Source organism: Kitasatospora fiedleri (genome assembly GCF_948472415.1).
In the GTDB taxonomy this organism is placed as follows: Bacteria; Actinomycetota; Actinomycetes; order Streptomycetales; family Streptomycetaceae; genus Kitasatospora; species Kitasatospora fiedleri.
In genome coordinates this window covers 546,751-562,998 of sequence record NZ_OX419519.1, presented here as the reverse complement: position 1 = coordinate 562,998, position 16,248 = coordinate 546,751, and the positions used below count along the sequence as shown (strand labels likewise).

The window sequence follows — 16,248 nt, the reverse complement described above, 5'->3', positions numbered from 1 at the left end:
GGAGCGGCCCGCGGTGCGGGTGGGGCGGGCTCAGCGGGCCGTTCGTCGGCCGACCCGCCAACCGGGGCCGTTCGAACGGAAGGTGACGGACCGTCCGCTCCGGACCGGCCGGGCGCTCACAGTTCGATGTCCGGGTGCAGGCGGGCCACCGTCCACACCCGCTGGCGGCGCACCGCCAGCGCGGTGAGGGCGAGGAACACGGCGCCGAAGCCGGCCAGCACGACCCCGTCGCGCAGCAGGTGGGCGGCCTGGCCGCCGGAGACGGTGACCCGCAGCCCGTCGATCAGGTACGTCATCGGCAGCAGCGGGTGCACGGCCTGGAAGAACGCCGGGGTGGTGGGCATCGGGTACAGGCCGCCGGCCGCGGTCAGCTGGAGGACCAGCAGCACCAGCGACAGCACGTCGCCCGCCACCCCCAGCCAGGTCCGCAGGAAGTGGTCGACCGCCACGAACGAGGCCGCGCCCAGCACCAGCAGCGCGACGGTGGCCCACGGGTGCGCCGGGTCCAGCCCCAGCCCCAGGTCCACCACCGCGTACAGCACCAGCGCCGCCACCGCGCCCAGCACCGCGGCGGGCAGCCACCCGGCGGCGGCCACCGTCGCCGACCGGGCCCGCCCGGCCAGCGCCCGGCGGTTGACCGGCCGCAGCAGCAGGTACGCGAACAGGCCGAACACCCAGAGCGCGATGCCGAAGAAGAACGGGGCCATCCCGCGCCCGTACACGCCCGCCGGGTGCAGGTTGGTCCGGTCGATTCGGGCCGGGGTGCCCAGCACCTGGGCGGCGCCCGCGATCTGCTGGTCGGTCAGCTCCGGGATGCGGTGCAGCCCGTCGTCCACGGTGCCCGCCAGCCGGGTCGCGCCGTCGTGCGCCTGGTCGGCGGCGGACTTCGCGGCGTCCGCGCCCGCCCGCAGCGCGTCCAGGCCGCCGGCCACCGTCGACGTCCCCGCGGCGACCTCGGCGGTGCCGCTGTCCAGCAGCCGCAGCGGGCTGTTCAGGGCGGCGGCGTTCTGCTGCACGGCGGTCGCGGTGCGCTGCAGGTCGCGGGCGGCGGCCAGGTTCTGCTGCGCGCCGGTGTCGGCCGCCGCCGCCCGGTCGTCGATCCCGGCGGCGGTGGCGTCCGCCTGCTCGGCGTCGCGCAGCGCCCGGGCGAACACCGCGTCCTGAGCCAACTCCGGATGGTTGGTCGCGAGTTGGCGCAGATCGGCGAGGGCGGTGTCGGCGCCCGCGCGGACCTGCGAGGTGCCGGTGTGCAGGGTGTGCAGCCCCTCGGCGGCCACCGAGGCGGCCGTCACCAACTGGGCGGCGGCCTGCGGCAGCCGGTCGGTCGCCGCCTTGGTCAGTGCCTCGGCGGCCTGGTCGACCTGCCCGACGGCCTGGCTGATCTGCTGCGCCCCGGCACCGATCCGCTCGGTGCCCGCGTGCAGTCCGACGGCCGCCGAGGCGAGCGCCGCACTTCCCTGCTGCGCCGTCCCGGTCGCCCCGACCAGCTGCTGGGCGCCCTCCGAGGCCACCGCCAACTCCTTGCGGAAGTCGGTCAGTTCGCCGTAGACCGCGCGGACGTACGCCTCGTGCACCGCCGAGTCGACCTGGGCCTGGAGCTTGGACTGCACCACCTCGGTCATCACGCCCGCGATGTAGTTGTTCGCGTCGTTCAGCCGCAGCAGGATGCCGCCCTGCTGCGGCTGCGCGTCGGTGGCGGTCGCCAGCCGGGCGCTGAAGTCCGCCGGGATCTCGACCGTGAACGCGTACCGGCCCCGCGCAGCCCGGCGTCGGCCGTCCCCGCGTCGACGAACTGCCAGCCGAAGGTGCCGGACGCCTTCAACTGCTCCACCAGCTGCGCCCCGGCGTCCACCGGCCGGCCCCCCTCGGCGACGGCGGGCCGGTCCAGGTCCACCACGGCGACCGGGATTCGGTCGGTCTTCCCGTACGGGTCCCAGTTCGCCCACAGGTACATCGCCCCGTACAGCAGCGGGATCAGGCACAGCAGCAGCGGCACCAGCCGGCGCAGCGGGCCGCGGAAGCGGCGCAGTTCGAGCCAGGCGAGCCGGACGGCGGTCACGCGGCCACCCCCTGACCGGACGCGGGGACGGGGGTGGCGGCGGGGGCGTCCGGGTCGGCCCGGTGCGGCAGGGCCAGCAGGACGGTGCCCGGGGGCGGCGGCGAGGGCGGTTGGGCGGCGGCGGCCAGCACGGTGCAGCCGGTGGCCGCCACCGTCGCCAGCGCCCGCCAGGCGAGCGCGCGGTCGCCGTCCGGGCAGTCGCGGTCCACGGCGTCCACGACCAGGACGGGCGGGCGGGCCGCGAGCGCGAGCGCCACGTCCAGCAGCAGCGCCTCCAGCGGCGGGAGGTCCTCCACCAGGGTCGTGCCGCGCAGGTGCAGGCCCAGCAGCCGGGCGGCCTCGACCACCTGCCGCCGGGTCACCCCCTTCTCCAGCCAGCAGCGTTCGGCGACCAGCTCACGCACCCGCAACCGGCCCTCGGCGGCGACCGCGCCGTCCGCCCGGGCCACCGCGACCGACCGCCGCACCCGCCCGGCCCCCGCGCCCGGCGCCCGGTGGCGGCCCACCCGCAGCGCGCCCGTGCCCAACCGCATCCGGCCGGCCAGCGCCAGCAGCACGCTGGTCCGCCCCGACCCGGCGGGCCCGTGCACCACCAGCAGCCCGCCGGCGGGCACCACCACGTCCACGTTCTCGAACACCGGCCCGCGCGGGCCCCGCACACTGATTCCCCGAGCCGTCACGGCTTCCCCATGCACCATCACTACCGGCGGGTAACCGCAATCGGCCGGACCATGCCGACGGGGGTCCGGGGCGGGGGAGCCACGGGTTTTCCAGGGGGTCGGCCCGGCGGGGCAGGTCGGTGCGCGGGGTGCCCGGTCGGGGGAGCTACGTGTCTTGCAGCGGGTCGGCTCGGCCGAGCAGATCGGCGAGCGGGGCGCCCGTTCGGGCGGCGACGATGCGGCGGGCGCGTACCTGGGCGCGGGTGCGGGGGCGGAACTTCGGCTCCCGCCTGCACCCGCACGGCTCGAAGCCCTCGTACCGCAGCCCGGCGGCGAGGACCACCGCGACCACCGACCACGCCCTCCGGTCCCGGCGGCGTGGTGCCGCGAAGTCGTGGCCGGCGCAGCGCAGCGGCCGGGCGCACTCCGGGCAGGCGTGCCCGGCGGCGGCGTGGTGCCGCTTGAAGCTGATCCGGCACCGCACACAGGCGTAGTGCAGCTTGTCGGGCCCCGAGGCGTAGGTGCACACGAGCCGGAACGTACCGGCGGTGCGCCGCTGTGGGCCAGCGGATTGTTCCGGGCGGGGGCGGGCGGGTCTCGCATCCGTGTCCCGGGGGCGGTCGGTGGGGCGGCGGGTCCCGGCGCGGTTCCTGCGGGCGGCCGTCGCCCTGGCCTCGGCGGTCCGGCCTCGGCGGTCAGTGTTTCAGCGGCCGGGGCCCCGGCGGCCCGGGGCGGTCGCCGGGTCGGCCAGGTCGGTCAGGACCTCGCGGGCCGCTCGGGCGCCGGAGGCCAGGGCGCCCTGGACCGAGCCGGTCGCCCGGTGGTCGCCGCACACGTAGCGGCCCGGGGCCCACCGGGCGGTGCGGGTCAGCGGGTGCGGGGCGGGCATCGCGGGGAGGGCGCCCGGGATGCGGTACGCGGCCAGGGGGTGCCAGGCGGAGGTGTCGCAGCCGTACAGCTCGGCCAGTCGGGCGCGGACCGGGCCCTCCTCGGCCGTCGTGCCGAGCACCGAGGTGGAGACCAGCGACAGGCCGCGCGGCGCGCAGCCGGGGACCACCTCCGACAGCACCACCGAGTTCAGCAGCCGGCCGGCGGCGTCCACCAGCAGGGTCGGTTCGGCCAGCGGGCTGCGTTCGGCCACGTGGTAGAAGGTCGTCACCGAGCGGGTCTCCGGCACCGGCAGGCCGGGCAGCAGCGCCGCGGCCGTCGCCGCCTCGGTGGCCACCACCACGCAGCGCGCCGCGACCTCCCGGCCGTCGGCCAGCAGCACCCCGTCCCGGTGCACCTCCGCCGCCGGGCGCCCAGTTCCAGCGTCCCGGGGGCAGCAGCGTGGCCAGCGCCCGCGGCACCGCCCCGATCCCGGCCGCCGGGAGCGCGAGCGTGCCCCGGACCAGGCTGCGCCAGTACAGGTGCAGGACCCGGCTGGAGGTGGCCAGTTCGTCCTCCAGGAAGACACCGGACAGGAACGGGCGCAGCACCCCGTCGACGGTCGCCCGGGAGACGCCCGCGGCGCGCAGCGCCGCCGCCGCGGGCACGTCGCGTCCGTGGCGCAGCAGCGCGGCGGGCAGCAGGGCGTCGCGCACGGTCAGCGCGGCCAGCGCCGCCGCGTCCCGGGGCGGCACCGTCCGGCCGGTCAGCAGGTCGCCGGCCAGGTCGGGTCGGCGCAGCGGGTCGACGACCCGGCGGCGGCCCGCCGGACCGGCCAGCAGGAAGCCGGGAGTGAACGGGCGCAGCCGCAGCGGGCGCAGGTTCAGGCGGCGGCGCACCTGCGGGTAGGAGGTGTTGAACACCTGGAAGCCGCGGTCCAGCCGGAAGCCGTCGCGCAGGTCGGTGCGCATCCGCCCGCCGACCCCGTCCGACGCCTCCAGCAGCCGCACCCGCCACCCCGCCGCGGCGAGGTCCAGCGCGCAGGCCAGCCCGGCCACCCCGGCCCCCACCACCGCCACGTCCACCGCACCGTTCGTGTTCACCGCGCTCCTCCTCGACGACCGCACCGGCGGCCCCGCACCGGGCCGCGTTCCCATTCGGAACCGGCCCGCCGGACGGATGGGTCGCCGGACGGACGGGTCGCCGGGGCGCGGAGGCCGGGCGGGCGCGCGGCGCGTGGAGCGGTCGCCCGGCCGTCAGAGCACGTCGCGGCGCTCCTCGATCACCACCTCGTCGACACCGCGCCCGCCCAGGTAGCGGCGGCGGCCCAGCACGCGGGCGTACACCACGACACCGATCAGGCCCGCCGCCATCAGGACGACACCGACCACCGTGAGATTGACGCCCGCCAGGTGCCAGTGCACGCCGAACGCGAGGATCGCTCCGACCGCCAGCAGGATGATGCAGCCACCGAGACCCATGATGCCTCCGTCGTCGTTTCGGCCCGCCCCTCTGGCCGGGCCGGGAGGGCGTCTACCCCGACCGCCCGGAGGATTCCCCTTCCCGGCCCGGCTCCTGACGTCCCGTCGGTACGTCCCGTCGGCGCGCCCCGCCGGGCGGGAGCGGGCGCGAGTGGCCGCCCTGCCGACGGGGCCGGGCGGGCGGTGGGGAGAATGGGGTGACACGTTGGGTCGGGGGGTTCGAGGAAAGGGCCGTGGAGTGCCGTACGTCGTCGTCAGCGCGCTCAGCCATGACGGAGTGGTCAGGGACCACAACGAGGACAGCCTGGTGCTGGGCCCGTGGACCCTGTGCGCCACCTCCACCGACAGCCCGCAGAGCATGGTCTTCCCGCTCGGCGGCCCCCCGGTGCTGGTCGCCGTCGCCGACGGGCTCGGCGGCCACCCCGCCGGGGACGTCGCCTCCGCGCTGACCGCCCGCCACCTCGCCGAGGCCGGGGCGCGGCTGCGGACCGAGCAGGACGTCACCGAGGCGCTCCGCTCCTGCCACGCGTCCTGCGCGAGGCGGGCGAGGCCGACCCGGCGCTGACCGGCATGGCCACCCCGTCGCCGGGGCGGTGTTCGACGGGGAGCAGGTGCTGGTGTTCAACGTCGGCGACAGCCAGGTCCACGAGATCACCCCGGACGAGGGCGACGGCCTCGGCCTGCGCCTGCTCAGCACCGACGACAGCCCGCGCCCGCCCCCGGCCGCCGCACCAGCCACCTGGTCACCCGCACCCTCGGCGGCGACCGCCCCGAGGACCTCCGGCCCCACCTGGTCCGGCTGCCCGCGAGGCCCGGCGCCCGCTACCTGCTGTCCACCGACGGCCTCACCGACCCGGTGGCCCCCGAGGAACTGGCCGCCCTGCTCACCGAGCCGCCGCCGAGGCCGACGGCGACCCGCAGGGCGACGACCAGCGCGCCCTGGTCGACCTGTGGCGCGCCGCGATCCGGGCCGGCGGCCCGGACAAACATCACGCTCGCGCTGGTCCGGATCGAGGAGTGACCGCGCCCGGGGCGCCCCGGCCGGCCGGTCAGGGCACGCACCCGGTGAGCGGCGCGGTCTCCCCGGCCGGGCGGCCGCACAGGTGGTCGGTGACCGGCGCGCCCTGCGCGTCCCGCCGCACCCGGATGATGTGCAGCCCGTGCCCCGGCTGGGGCTCGGTGGCCAGCGGGCCGACCTCGCGGAAGTCCACCGTCCCGGTCGGGCGGTTGTTCAGCTGCACCGCGCGCAGCGCCGCCATCACCGAGCCCGTCCCGGTCAGCTGCGAGGCCCCGGCCTTGGCGGCCCCCGCCTGGAGCGCGGCGGTCGCGTCGTAGGCCAGGGCCAGCGAACCGTCCGAGAACACGTCGTCCTCGTACGGGTTGGCCCCCGCGGGCGCCAGGTGCAGGACGCTCGCGGCGGTCGCCGCGAGGTCCGAGCCGCGGGCCGTCGCGGCCGGGTCGCTCAGCGCCGTGTAGTACAGGGTGGCCTGCGGGGCCATCGCCGTCCCGCCGGTGCGGAACTGGGCCTTGGTCAGGTCGTCGCCGGTCAGCACGGCCAGCGGCCGGGCGCAGCCCTTGTCGCTGGCCAGCCGGTGCATCAGCTGGTCGACGTCGTCGGCCCGGCCGGCCAGGTAGAGCACGGCGGGCGGGTGGTCGCCGTGGCAGGCCGTGGCCAGCGCCGCCTCGTAGTCCGGGTCCCCGTTGGGGGTCAGGCCGTACTCCAGGGGACGGTCGCCGATCAGGCGGTACCCGGCGTCGGTGAGCATCGCGCTGCCGTACCGGGCGTGCTCGGGGCTGTAGCGGTCGTCCGGCGTGGGCGTGCGGGTCAGGACGGCCGCCCAGCGGTCCTGCGGCGGGGTGGCCAGACCGTCCACGATCAGGCGCAGCGCCGCCGCCTCCTCCTGGTCGGTGGCGGCCAGGCCGAAGTAGTTGACGTGGCCGCGGGCCAGGTAGCTGGCCGAGTTGGTGGTGCTGACCACGGCCAGTCCGGCCTGTTGGAGCAGGGTGAGCGCGGTGTCGCTGTCCGAGGTGTCCCGCCCCAGGCCGACCACGCCCGCGATCGAGCGGTCGCGGGCGGCCAGGTCGACGATCCGGTGCACCATCTCGGTCTGGAAGTACATGTCCTGCCCGCCGTTGGCGACCAGCACCTTGATCTTCAACGGGTCGCCCGCGTTGTTGCGGACCTGCGCCAGGTGGACGCCGGCCAGCTCCTTCAGGCTGTTCAGCGCCCGGCCGTCCTGCCCGGCCGCAGTGGTCAGCGAACCCGCGTACACCACGGTCACGTAGCGGACGTTCGGCAGCGCGGCCACCCGGTCGTTCTCGCGGCGGATCGCGTCCTCCAGCGTCCGCAGGCCGATGTCCGCCCCGGTGCGGTCGGCCCCCGCACCCGGCAGCTCGCCGCTCAGCCGGATGCCGCCGGCGTCGCCCGCGAAGGTCACCGACCCGGTGCCCACGCCGATGCACTCCCGCGTCCCGCCCGGGTCGGTGCGCCACACCGCGTCCGGGTTCGACCCCACCAGCCGGGCCTCGCAGTACTTCTCGGACAGCTGCTGCACCCGCAGCCCCGCCCCGGCCGCCACCAGCACCAGCGCCAGCAGCACCGACCAGCGCGACCACAGGAACCACCAGGAGCGGCGCACCGGCACCGGCGCCAGCCGGGTGGTCTCGCCCGCCTGCAACTGCAGCCTGGTCAGCCGCACCGGCAGCGTCCAGGCCAGCGCCCGCCCCCGGCTCGGCGCCTGCCGCACCCGCAGGTCGCTCACCCAGTCCTCGTACGGGCCGCGGCGCGCCCCCAGGGCGTGCACCCCGACCGGCGCCGGGTGGTCGTCCTCCAGCCAGGCCGCCACGTCGGCGTGCGCGACGGCCGCCAGCACCAGCAGCGGGTCCTGCTCGCTGCGGCGGCTGCGCACGTCCGAGATCGCGCCGAGCACCCGCAGCGCGCCGCTCGCGGCGTCCGCCCGGGGCACGAAGACCACCGGCGGGACGCGGCGCTTGCGGGCCCGGGCGTCCGGTGCCCAGGAGCGGTGCGCCCGGCGCAGGTCCTCCAGCAGCGCCAGGGTGCGCAGCTGGAGGTGGAACTGCTGGGCGCGGTCCCGCTCCGCGGGCGGGGTGTCCGGCAGTTGGGCCTTGAGGATCTCCCCGGTCACCTCGCGGGCCCGGGCCTGCGTGACGTCCCACGACATCCGGGCCGCCACAGCGACCAGGCCGCCGCCTGCCGGCCCGAGGCCGCCAGGAAGGTGGTGGTGGCGAACCAGCGGCTGGCCGGGCCCAGCCAGGACAGCGGCGCGGTGTTGCGCCGCACCCAGCCGGTCGTCCCGAGCACGACCACCGCAGTCAGCAGCACCCCCGTGACCAGCTGCCAACTCGCCTGCGTCAGCAGGCTGGTGAGCGCCGCCAGGACGAACGCCCCGATCAGCGTCGTGGAGTTCAGCACCGGCGACAGCAGCCGCTGCCACTCGCCCCCGGCGGTGCGCGGCTCGGGCCGCCAGTGCAGGTCGCGCAGCCGGGCGAGCACCGCCTCCACCAGATCCTCGAACGGCCGCGCGGCGGCGGGCCCGACGGGTGCGGCGGGCGGCTCGGACCCGGCGGGCAGCGGGGAGCCGTCCAGCACGTGCCGGGTGGCGGCCTCGATCGCGGCGACCAGCCGGGAGCGCGGCGCCGGGTACCCGCGGTACCAGGACGGGCCGCGGCGCGCCCACGGGCCCTTCGCCAGCCCGTCCAGCACGGCGATCGCGTTCTGGTGCGGATCGCCGTCGGAGACGTGCGGCACCGAGCGGTGCGGCAGGTCGCCGCCCTCCTGCGCCTCCTGCACCGCCCGGACCACCGCGCGCACCTCGGCGTCCAGTTCCGGATCGTCCTCCTGCGCGGACAGCACCACCACCGGCATCGGCAGCCGGGCCGCGCTGAACTGCGCCACGAGGTCCTGGACCAGCGCGTCCACCTCGTACTTGGCCGTCGTGCGCACCCCGCCGATCCCCGGACCGCCCCGCACCGCACCCGATGTCATCCGCCACCCCCGTAGCCGCCACCGCCCGCGGCCGGACCCGGGCCGCACTCACCCCGATCCCGACCCGGCCCTGACCTGATCCAGTGTCAGACGACAAATGTAGACCTTCCCGTCGGCGGCGGTAACGGGGTTCTTCGGACCCCCGGCGGGGCTGCTCCGGGCCGGGCCAACTCCCCTGGGGTACTCGGTGCTTGCGGTCGGTCGGCGGGCTCCTCGGGGAGCGTCGTTCCCGGGCGGGGCGGGGACGGAGCGGCGGCGTGGCGGCGGCGTGGCGGCGGCGTGGCGGCGATGTGGGAGCGCTCCCATATTTGGGCCGGGCCGTGTACGATCGCGCCGCGGCGGGCGGCCGCGGACCAGTGACCGCGCCCCGCGCCAGTGCCGAAGCGACGTCGAAGCACCAACCGAAGCCCGGGGAGCAACCCTTGTCCGACCCTGCGTTCACCGTCATCGACCTCGGCGGCACCACCCTGCGGACCGCCCGCTACGCACCGGACGACGACACCGTCACCGACGTCCGCCGGGTCCCCACCGACGGCATAGCCGCCCACCCCGGCCTGCCGGTGGCCGCCCTGCAAGCCCGGGTGCTCGACCAGGTCGCCGCGCTCGCCGCCGAAGCCGTCGAACGCCACGGCAGCACCGCCGTCGCCGTCGCCTTCGCCGGACCCGTCACCGCCGACGGCCGCGCCCTCGCCGCCCCCACCGTCTGGGGCGGCCCCGGCGCGCACCTGCCCGTCCGGCAGCTGCTGGAAGAACGCCTCGGCCTGCCCGTCGTCGTCGTCAACGACCTCACGGCGGCCGTCTGGCGCTACGTCGACCCCGCCGACGACCGGCCGTTCTGCCTGATCACGGTGAGCTCCGGCATCGGCAACAAGGTCTACCGCGCGGGCGAGGTCCTGCTCGACACCGAGGGCCACGGCGGCGAACTCGGCCACTGGACCGTCGACACCTCCCCCCAGGCCCCGCCCTGCGACTGCGGCGGACGCGGCCACCTCGGCGCGATCGCCTCCGGCCGCGGCGCCCTCGCCGCCACCCGCCGCGCCGCCCGCACCGACCCCGCCGGCTACGCCCGCTCCACGCTGGCGGCCGCCGCCCCCGACCCCGAACTCCTCGACAACCACACCCTGGTGGCCGCCGTCCGCGCCGAGGACCCCTTCGCCACCGCCGCCCTCCACGGCGGCATCACCGCACTCGCCTCCGCGATCACCGCCCTCTTCACCGCCATCGGCATCCGCCGCCACCTCCTGATCGGCGGCTTCGCCCTCGCCATCGGCCCCCGCTACGCCGAACTCCTCACCGCCGAACTCGAACGGCTCGGCTGCTTCGGGCTCACCGGCGAGGAGATCCGCGCGATGGTGGTGCTGGGGGCCGAGGACGACGACTCCGGTCTGATCGGGGCGGGTCGGCTGCTCGCTGCGCGGGGGCTGGCTGCGGCGTCCTGAGGGCGGCCCTGGCGGGGGAGTACGGCCCGGTGGTGCTGGGGGCGGGGGCGAGGGCTCCGGTCTGATCGGGGCGGGTCGGCTGCTCGCTGCGCGGGGGCTGGCTGCGGCGTCCTGAGGGTGGCCCCGGCGGGGGAGTACGGCCCGGTGGTGCTGGGGGGGGGGGCGAGGGCTCCGGGTGTCCGGCCGCCCGCCCGGCTCCGTGTACGCCTGCGGCAACCGGGCAGGCGCGGGCGGGACGACGACCCGAGGAGGCCGACATGGCGGATGCGATCGTGGTCGGGGCAGGCCCCAACGGGCTGGTCGCGGCCAATCTGCTCGCGGACGCGGGCTGGCACGTGGTCGTGCTGGAGGAACAGCCGTGGCCCGGTGGCGCGGTCCGCAGTGACCGGGGGGTGGACCCGCGCTACGTCTCGGACCTGTTCAGCTCCTTCCACCCGCTGGCCGCCGCCTCCCCGGCGATCCGCTCGCTGGGCCTGGCGGAGTTCGGGCTGCGCTGGAGCCACGCCCCGGTGGTGCTGGCCCACCCGCTGTCCGACGGGCGCTGCGGGCTGCTGCACCGCGACGGCGACGGGAACGACGGCGAACCGGAGGCGGCCCGGCTGGAGCGGATGTTCGGTGCGCACGACGCCCGGGCCTGGCAGCGGCTGACCGACCGGTGGGACCGGCTGGAGCCGCACCTGGTCGACGCGCTGCTCTCCCCGTTCCCGCCGCTGCGGTCGGGCGCGGCGATCGCGGCCCGGCTGCGGGTGGCCGGCCTGGTGGAGCTGGCCCGCTTCCTGGCCCTGCCGGTGCGGCGGCTGGCGGAGGAGGAGTTCGAGGGGGACGCCCCCGGGATGCTGCTGGCCGGCTGCGCCCTGCACGCCGACCTGCTGCCGGAGGCCGCCGGCAGCGGCGTGTTCGGCTGGCTGATGGCGATGCTCGGACGGCGCTACGGCTGGCCGGTGCCGGTGGGCGGGGCGTCCGCGCTGACCGACGCGCTGGTGCGCCGGCTGGAGTCGCGGGGCGGGGAGGTGCACTGCGGCCAATCCGTCCGCGAGGTGGTGGTGCGGGACGGGCGGGCGCTCGGGGTGCGCACCGCCGACGGCTGCGGCCACCGGGCCCGCCGGGCCGTCCTCGCGGACACCGCCGCCACCGCGCTGTACGGCGGGCTGGTCGCCCCCGAGCACCTTCCCGCCCGGCTGCGCCGGGACCTCCGCCACTTCGAGTGGGACTTCGCCACCGTCAAGGTCGACTGGGCGCTGTCCGGGCCGATCCCGTGGGAGGCGTCCGCCGCGGGCCGGGCCGGCACCGTCCACCTCGGGGCGGACCTCGACGAACTCGGCGACTGGGCGCACCAGGTCCGCACCGACCGGCTGCCTGCCCGCCCCTTCGCGCTGCTCGGCCAGATGACCGTCGCCGACCCCACCCGCTCCCCGGCGGGCACCGAGTCCGCCTGGGCCTACACCCACGTCCCGCAGCACATCAAGGCCGACCTCGCCCCGACGGCATCACCGGCCGCTGGGACACCCGGGAGGGTGAGGCGATGGCCGACCGGCTGGAGGAGCAGGTCGAACGGTTCGCCCCCGGCTTCCGCAGCCGCGTCACCGCCCGCCGCATCCTCACCCCGCCGGTCCTCCAGGGGCTGGACGGGAACCTGGTCGGCGGAGCCCTCAACGGCGGCACCGCCGCCCCCCACCAGCAGCTCTTCCTGCGCCCACCCCCGGCACGGTCGGCCCCCGCACCCCGATCGAGCGGCTCTACCTGGCCTCCGCCGCCGCCCACCCCGGCGGCGGCGTCCACGGGGCGTGCGGCGCCAACGCGGCCCGCGCCGCCCTGAACGCGTACCGCCGCTCGCCCGCGCGCTTCCTGCCGCCGTCCGGCCAGGACCCGCGCGGCTGAAACGCCCGTCCCGAGGAAGCCCCAGGAAGCTCGAAGAGGCCGAAGAAGCCCGAGGAAGCCTGAAGAAGCCCGAAGGAGGGCCGTCCCATGGCACAGCGCCAACGACTGATCGACTCCCCGCCCGCACAGGTATGGGACCTGCTGGCCGACGCCCACAGCTACGCGCAGTGGGTGGTGGGCACCCAGGACATCCTGGGTGCGGACGACCGCTGGCCCGAGGTCGGGGCCGAACTCCGGTTCCGGGTCGGGATCGGCCCGGTCACCCTGGAGGACACCTGCGTGGTCCGGATCTGCGAATCCGGCCGCCGACTCGAACTGGAGGCCAAGGCCGCCCCCTTCGGCACCGCCCGGATCGCGTTCACCCTCATCCCCTGGGGCCGCCACACCCTGCTGCTCCTGGACGAGCATCCGCTGCGCGGCCTCGGCGCCCGGCTGGAGAACCCGCTGACCGAACTGGCCCTCCACCTGCGCAACCGCCGCCTGCTCGGCAACCTCTACCGCGCCGCCACCCGCGACCACGCCGGACGGGACTCCGCCGGACGACGGGACTCCGCCGCGAGCGGCCTGGCCGGGCGTCGCTGAGAACGGCGTCCCACCGGCGCACGGAGCAGGACGGGGCTGGACGGCCCGGAGCGGCCGGCGGTTCAGCGGTGGCGTGCGGGCCGGTGGGCCAGCACCAGCGCCAGGCCGACGGCCCCCAGGGTGATCAGGCCGACCCCGCTGATCAGCAGCGAGACCGGGGGACGGCCGCCGCCGGTGGGGGCCAGCAGGTGCTCGGACACGCCTGCCGCGACCACGGCGGAGGGGGTCCCGGTGGCCGTCGGCGTGGCGGTGCCGCTCCGGGTGGGTTCGGGGCGGGAGTCGAGGCCGAGCGTCCCGGTGCGGGGACCGCCCCGGCGGCGGTCGCGGCCGGGGCGGTCGACGCGGTCGGGGCGGACTCGGCGGTGGGCGGGGCCGGGCGGGTGACCAGGAACCTGGCGTGCGGGACGGACCCGGCGGCGCCCGCCGCACCGGACCGCAGGCCGAGCCGGACGTCCACCTGCTGCACGGCGGCGTCCCGGGCGGTCACCGAGAGCCGGAAGGTGTAGCGGACGGCCCGGCCCGGCGCTATGTCGGTGGCCAGGGAGCCGCCGTCGCCGTGCAGCACCCCGTCGCAGCCGGTCGAGAGCGGGAGGGGCTCCCAGCCCGCCGGGGTCGCCACCTGGAGCAGCAGCTCGTCGGCCCGCAGGGCCTGGCCCGCCTCCTGGGCGGCGTCGTTGCGCAGCGCGGGCAGCGGGGCGGCGGCGGTGAGCGCGGCGGTGCCGGTGTTGCCGATCTCCGCGGTGAACTCGGCCGGGGCGCCGCCCGCGACGAGCGTCCGGTCGGCGGCGGCAGGAGCGCCACCGTGGCGGCCGACTCGCCGCCGGACGCCGAGGCCGAGGCCGACGCCGGTGCCGACGCGGCCGGCGAGTCGGAGGCGGGCGCGGAGGGGGCCGCCGGGGACGGGGCGTCGGCGGCGGCGGCCGGGGCCGCTTCGCAGGCCAGGGCGGGGGCGGCCCCGGCGCCGAGGGTGAGGACACCGCCCAGGACGGTGCCGGCGCCGAGGATGGCGAGACGGGAGTGGACGGACACGTGGGCTCCCCGGGGACGGGATCGACGGGCGCACGTTCGGCACGCGCGCCCCCCGTCTCCCCCTGCCGCGCGGAGAATGCCGCCGATCCCGACTCCGGTTCGCCGCACCGGTTCTGAGGGCCCGTCGGCGCACTGCGGCGGCCGTCACCCGATCGACGGCCGTTTGATCGGGGGTCCACGGGTGAGACGACCGCCGACAGAGTCCGGCCACGAGAGGAGTCAGACCATGACCACCGACACGATCACCGGCACCGGGGCGGGAACGACGCAGCCGCGGGAGGACGTCGTCGAGGTCCTGCTGGCGCAGCACGAGCGGATTCGGCGGCTGTTCGCGGACGTGCGGGACGCCCGGGGCGAGCACCGGCAGCAGGCGTTCGACGAGCTGCGGGCGCTGCTGGCCGTCCACGAGACCGGCGAGGAGATGGTGGTGCGGCCCGCGGCCAAGCGCGCGGCGGGGGAGCCGGAGGCGGCGGCCCGCAACGCGGAGGAGGCCGAGGCCAACCGCGCCCTGCTGGAGCTGGAGAAGCTGGACGTGACGAGCGCCGAGTTCGACGCCCGGCTGATCGACTTCCAGCAGGCGGTCGAGGCGCACGCGCAGCACGAGGAGACGGAGGAGTTCCCGGCGCTGCGGGCCGCGTACGACGTCGAGCAGCGCCGGACGATGGGCCGCCGCCTGCTCGCGGCCGAACGCCTCGCGCCGACCCACCCCCACCCCGGCACGGCCGGCAAGCCCGCCCTCCAGTGGACGGTGGGCCCCTTCGCCTCCCTGCTGGACCGGGCCAAGGACGCCTTCACCCAGCACCGCGACTGACCGACCCGCACCCCCCACCGCCGCGAGCGGCGGCCCCGGACCGACAGGGGCCGCCGCTCGCGGCCGTGCGCCGCCACCAAGACCGCGTGGGCGTTCACCCGGGAGGTGCCGGTGCCGGTGCCGGTGCCGCGCCAAGGCCGTGCCGTCGTCATGGCGGCGGCGCCTCTCTCCCGACCGCGCCATCGTCCCTCGCGCCGCCGTGCCGACCGGGGCCGTTCCGTCCCCCCGCCCGGACCGTCCTCGTGCTGCGGATTCCCGCCCCGGGAGCGGTGCGTGGACGCCCCCCACGGGGGTAGCCGCTGTCCATGGTGACCGTGGGTGTGGAAGAGGAGTACCTGCTGCTGGACGCCGCCACCGGCGTGCCGGTGGCGCGGGCGGAGCAGGTGCGGCAGCTGGCCGACCTGCAACCGGAGCTGGACGGGTCGGAGGTGCAGCGCGAACTGCTCCAGGCCCAACTGGAGGTCGCCACCCCGGTCTGCCGGACGCTCGACGAGGTCGCCGCGCACCTGGAACGGTTGCGCCGCGCGCTCTCGGCGGCCGCCGACGAGCACGGCTGCCTGCTGGCGGCCTCCGGTGCCGCGCCCTTCGCCGACCGGCTGTCGGTGCCGGTCAGCGACACCCCCGCTACCGCGCCCTGCGCGCGCACGCAGCCCAGCTGACCGACGAGCAGTTGATCACCGGCATGCACGTCCACCTGGGCGTGCCCGACCGCGCTGCGGGCGTCGCCCTGCTCAACGGCCTGCGCCGCTGGCTGCCGCTGATCGTCGCGCTGGCGGCCAACTCGCCGATGTGGAACAGCGTGGACACCGGGTTCTCCTCCTGGCGGACCGTGGTCTTCAGCCGCTGGCCGGTCAGCGGGGTGCCCCCGCTGTTCGACGGCGCCGCCGACTACGACGCGCGCATCCACGCGCTCGTCGACACCGGACTGATCGGCGACGTGGGCCAGCTCTACTGGCAGGCCCGGCTCTCCGAGCGCTACCCGACGGTGGAGGTCAGGGCGATGGACGTCCAACTCCGCACCGACGAGGCCGTGATGCTGACCGGCCTGCTCCGGGCGGTCGCCACCACCATCCTCGCCGACCCGGACAAGCTCCCGGCCGGCCCCGCCCCGCACCCCGAGGCGCTGGCCGCCGCCGTCTGGCACGCCGCCCGCCACGGCTGCACCGAACGGCTCCACAACCCCCTCACCGGCACCCTCGACTCCCCGCCGACGGTCATCGACCAGGTCCTGGAGACACTCACCCCCGCCCTCCGGCAGGCGGACGACACCTCCCGGGTCGTCCCGCTGCTCGAACGGCTCCTCACCGAGGGCAACGGCGCGGTCCGCCAGCGCCGCGAACTGCGCCGCAACGGCCGGGCCGGACTGGTCGCTTTGGTGAGCGGCGGCCCCGAGGGCGCGGACCCGGAGCCGGACGGCGACCCGACCCCGTAGCACCC

Annotated in this window: 13 protein-coding genes and 3 pseudogenes; 6 read left to right on the top strand and 10 right to left on the bottom strand. The window is 77.1% G+C overall.

Annotated elements, in window-relative coordinates; all coding sequences use genetic code 11:
* Positions 1 to 116: 116 nt before the first annotated feature.
* The 6 genes and pseudogenes from QMQ26_RS02950 to QMQ26_RS02925 form a co-directional block, all read right to left on the bottom strand.
* Complete coding sequence (locus QMQ26_RS02950) at positions 117 to 1,622, bottom strand: YhgE/Pip family protein (protein ID WP_282204661.1); 1,506 nt, start codon at positions 1,620 to 1,622, stop codon at positions 117 to 119.
* A 29-nt stretch (positions 1,623 to 1,651) separates the two neighbouring features.
* Complete coding sequence (locus tag QMQ26_RS02945; protein ID WP_282204660.1) at positions 1,652 to 2,059, bottom strand: YhgE/Pip domain-containing protein; 408 nt, start codon at positions 2,057 to 2,059, stop codon at positions 1,652 to 1,654.
* A complete protein-coding gene (locus tag QMQ26_RS02940) occupies positions 2,056 to 2,718 on the bottom strand; it encodes an ATP-binding cassette domain-containing protein (protein ID WP_282204659.1) in 663 nt (220 codons plus the stop codon). The genes QMQ26_RS02945 and QMQ26_RS02940 overlap by 4 nt, the downstream gene beginning before the upstream one ends.
* Positions 2,719 to 2,884: 166 nt before the next feature.
* Positions 2,885 to 3,247, bottom strand: coding sequence for a hypothetical protein (locus QMQ26_RS02935; protein ID WP_282204658.1), 363 nt, complete (start codon positions 3,245 to 3,247; stop codon positions 2,885 to 2,887).
* A gap of 174 nt (positions 3,248 to 3,421) precedes the next feature.
* A pseudogene (locus QMQ26_RS02930) lies at positions 3,422 to 4,688 on the bottom strand (FAD-dependent oxidoreductase).
* A 153-nt stretch (positions 4,689 to 4,841) separates the two neighbouring features.
* Entirely contained in the window at positions 4,842 to 5,066 is a 225-nt protein-coding gene (locus tag QMQ26_RS02925) for a DUF6458 family protein (RefSeq protein ID WP_282204657.1), read from the bottom strand.
* A gap of 238 nt (positions 5,067 to 5,304) precedes the next feature.
* On the opposite strand from QMQ26_RS02925, the gene QMQ26_RS37210 reads away from it, so the two are divergent.
* The gene (locus tag QMQ26_RS37210; protein ID WP_318552178.1) at positions 5,305 to 5,631 is read left to right on the top strand and encodes a hypothetical protein; all 327 of its coding nucleotides are present in this window, start codon (positions 5,305 to 5,307) and stop codon (positions 5,629 to 5,631) included.
* 257 nt (positions 5,632 to 5,888) lie between these two features.
* On the opposite strand, the gene QMQ26_RS37205 is transcribed toward QMQ26_RS37210, so the two are convergent.
* The 3 genes from QMQ26_RS37205 to QMQ26_RS02910 are packed head-to-tail and all read right to left on the bottom strand — an operon-like array spanning position 5,889 to position 9,030.
* Positions 5,889 to 6,059, bottom strand: coding sequence for a hypothetical protein (locus QMQ26_RS37205; protein ID WP_318552177.1), 171 nt, complete (start codon positions 6,057 to 6,059; stop codon positions 5,889 to 5,891).
* A gap of 56 nt (positions 6,060 to 6,115) precedes the next feature.
* Positions 6,116 to 8,248, bottom strand: a complete 2,133-nt coding sequence (locus tag QMQ26_RS02915; protein ID WP_282204656.1) for a type 1 periplasmic-binding domain-containing protein — start codon at positions 8,246 to 8,248, stop codon at positions 6,116 to 6,118.
* On the bottom strand, positions 8,209 to 9,030 hold the full coding sequence (locus QMQ26_RS02910; protein WP_282204655.1) for a hypothetical protein: 822 nt from the start codon (positions 9,028 to 9,030) through the stop codon (positions 8,209 to 8,211). Before QMQ26_RS02910 ends, QMQ26_RS02915 begins: the two co-directional genes overlap by 40 nt.
* Positions 9,031 to 9,494: 464 nt before the next feature.
* Between QMQ26_RS02910 and QMQ26_RS02905 the strand changes: the two genes are divergently transcribed.
* The 3 genes and pseudogenes from QMQ26_RS02905 to QMQ26_RS02895 all read left to right on the top strand — a co-directional run bounded on the left by QMQ26_RS02905 (position 9,495) and on the right by QMQ26_RS02895 (position 12,971).
* Positions 9,495 to 10,511 carry an ROK family protein gene (locus QMQ26_RS02905; protein WP_282204654.1) on the top strand — a complete coding sequence of 339 codons (1,017 nt, stop codon included), beginning with the start codon at positions 9,495 to 9,497 and terminating at the stop codon, positions 10,509 to 10,511.
* A 257-nt stretch (positions 10,512 to 10,768) separates the two neighbouring features.
* A pseudogene (locus tag QMQ26_RS02900) lies at positions 10,769 to 12,389 on the top strand (phytoene desaturase family protein).
* An 87-nt stretch (positions 12,390 to 12,476) separates the two neighbouring features.
* Positions 12,477 to 12,971 (top strand): SRPBCC family protein, encoded by a 495-nt coding sequence (locus QMQ26_RS02895; RefSeq protein WP_282204653.1) that lies wholly within the window; start codon positions 12,477 to 12,479, stop codon positions 12,969 to 12,971.
* A 62-nt stretch (positions 12,972 to 13,033) separates the two neighbouring features.
* Here the strand turns inward: QMQ26_RS02895 and QMQ26_RS02890 are convergent, their stop codons facing one another.
* Positions 13,034 to 13,171 carry a hypothetical protein gene (locus QMQ26_RS02890; RefSeq protein ID WP_282204652.1) on the bottom strand — a complete coding sequence of 46 codons (138 nt, stop codon included), beginning with the start codon at positions 13,169 to 13,171 and terminating at the stop codon, positions 13,034 to 13,036.
* A 1,055-nt stretch (positions 13,172 to 14,226) separates the two neighbouring features.
* Here QMQ26_RS02890 and QMQ26_RS02885 point away from each other — a divergent pair.
* Both QMQ26_RS02885 and QMQ26_RS02880 read left to right on the top strand, forming a co-directional pair.
* Complete coding sequence (locus QMQ26_RS02885) at positions 14,227 to 14,811, top strand: hemerythrin domain-containing protein (protein WP_100834736.1); 585 nt, start codon at positions 14,227 to 14,229, stop codon at positions 14,809 to 14,811.
* 305 nt (positions 14,812 to 15,116) lie between these two features.
* Positions 15,117 to 16,243, top strand: a pseudogene (locus QMQ26_RS02880) (carboxylate-amine ligase).
* Positions 16,244 to 16,248: the final 5 nt, after the last annotated feature.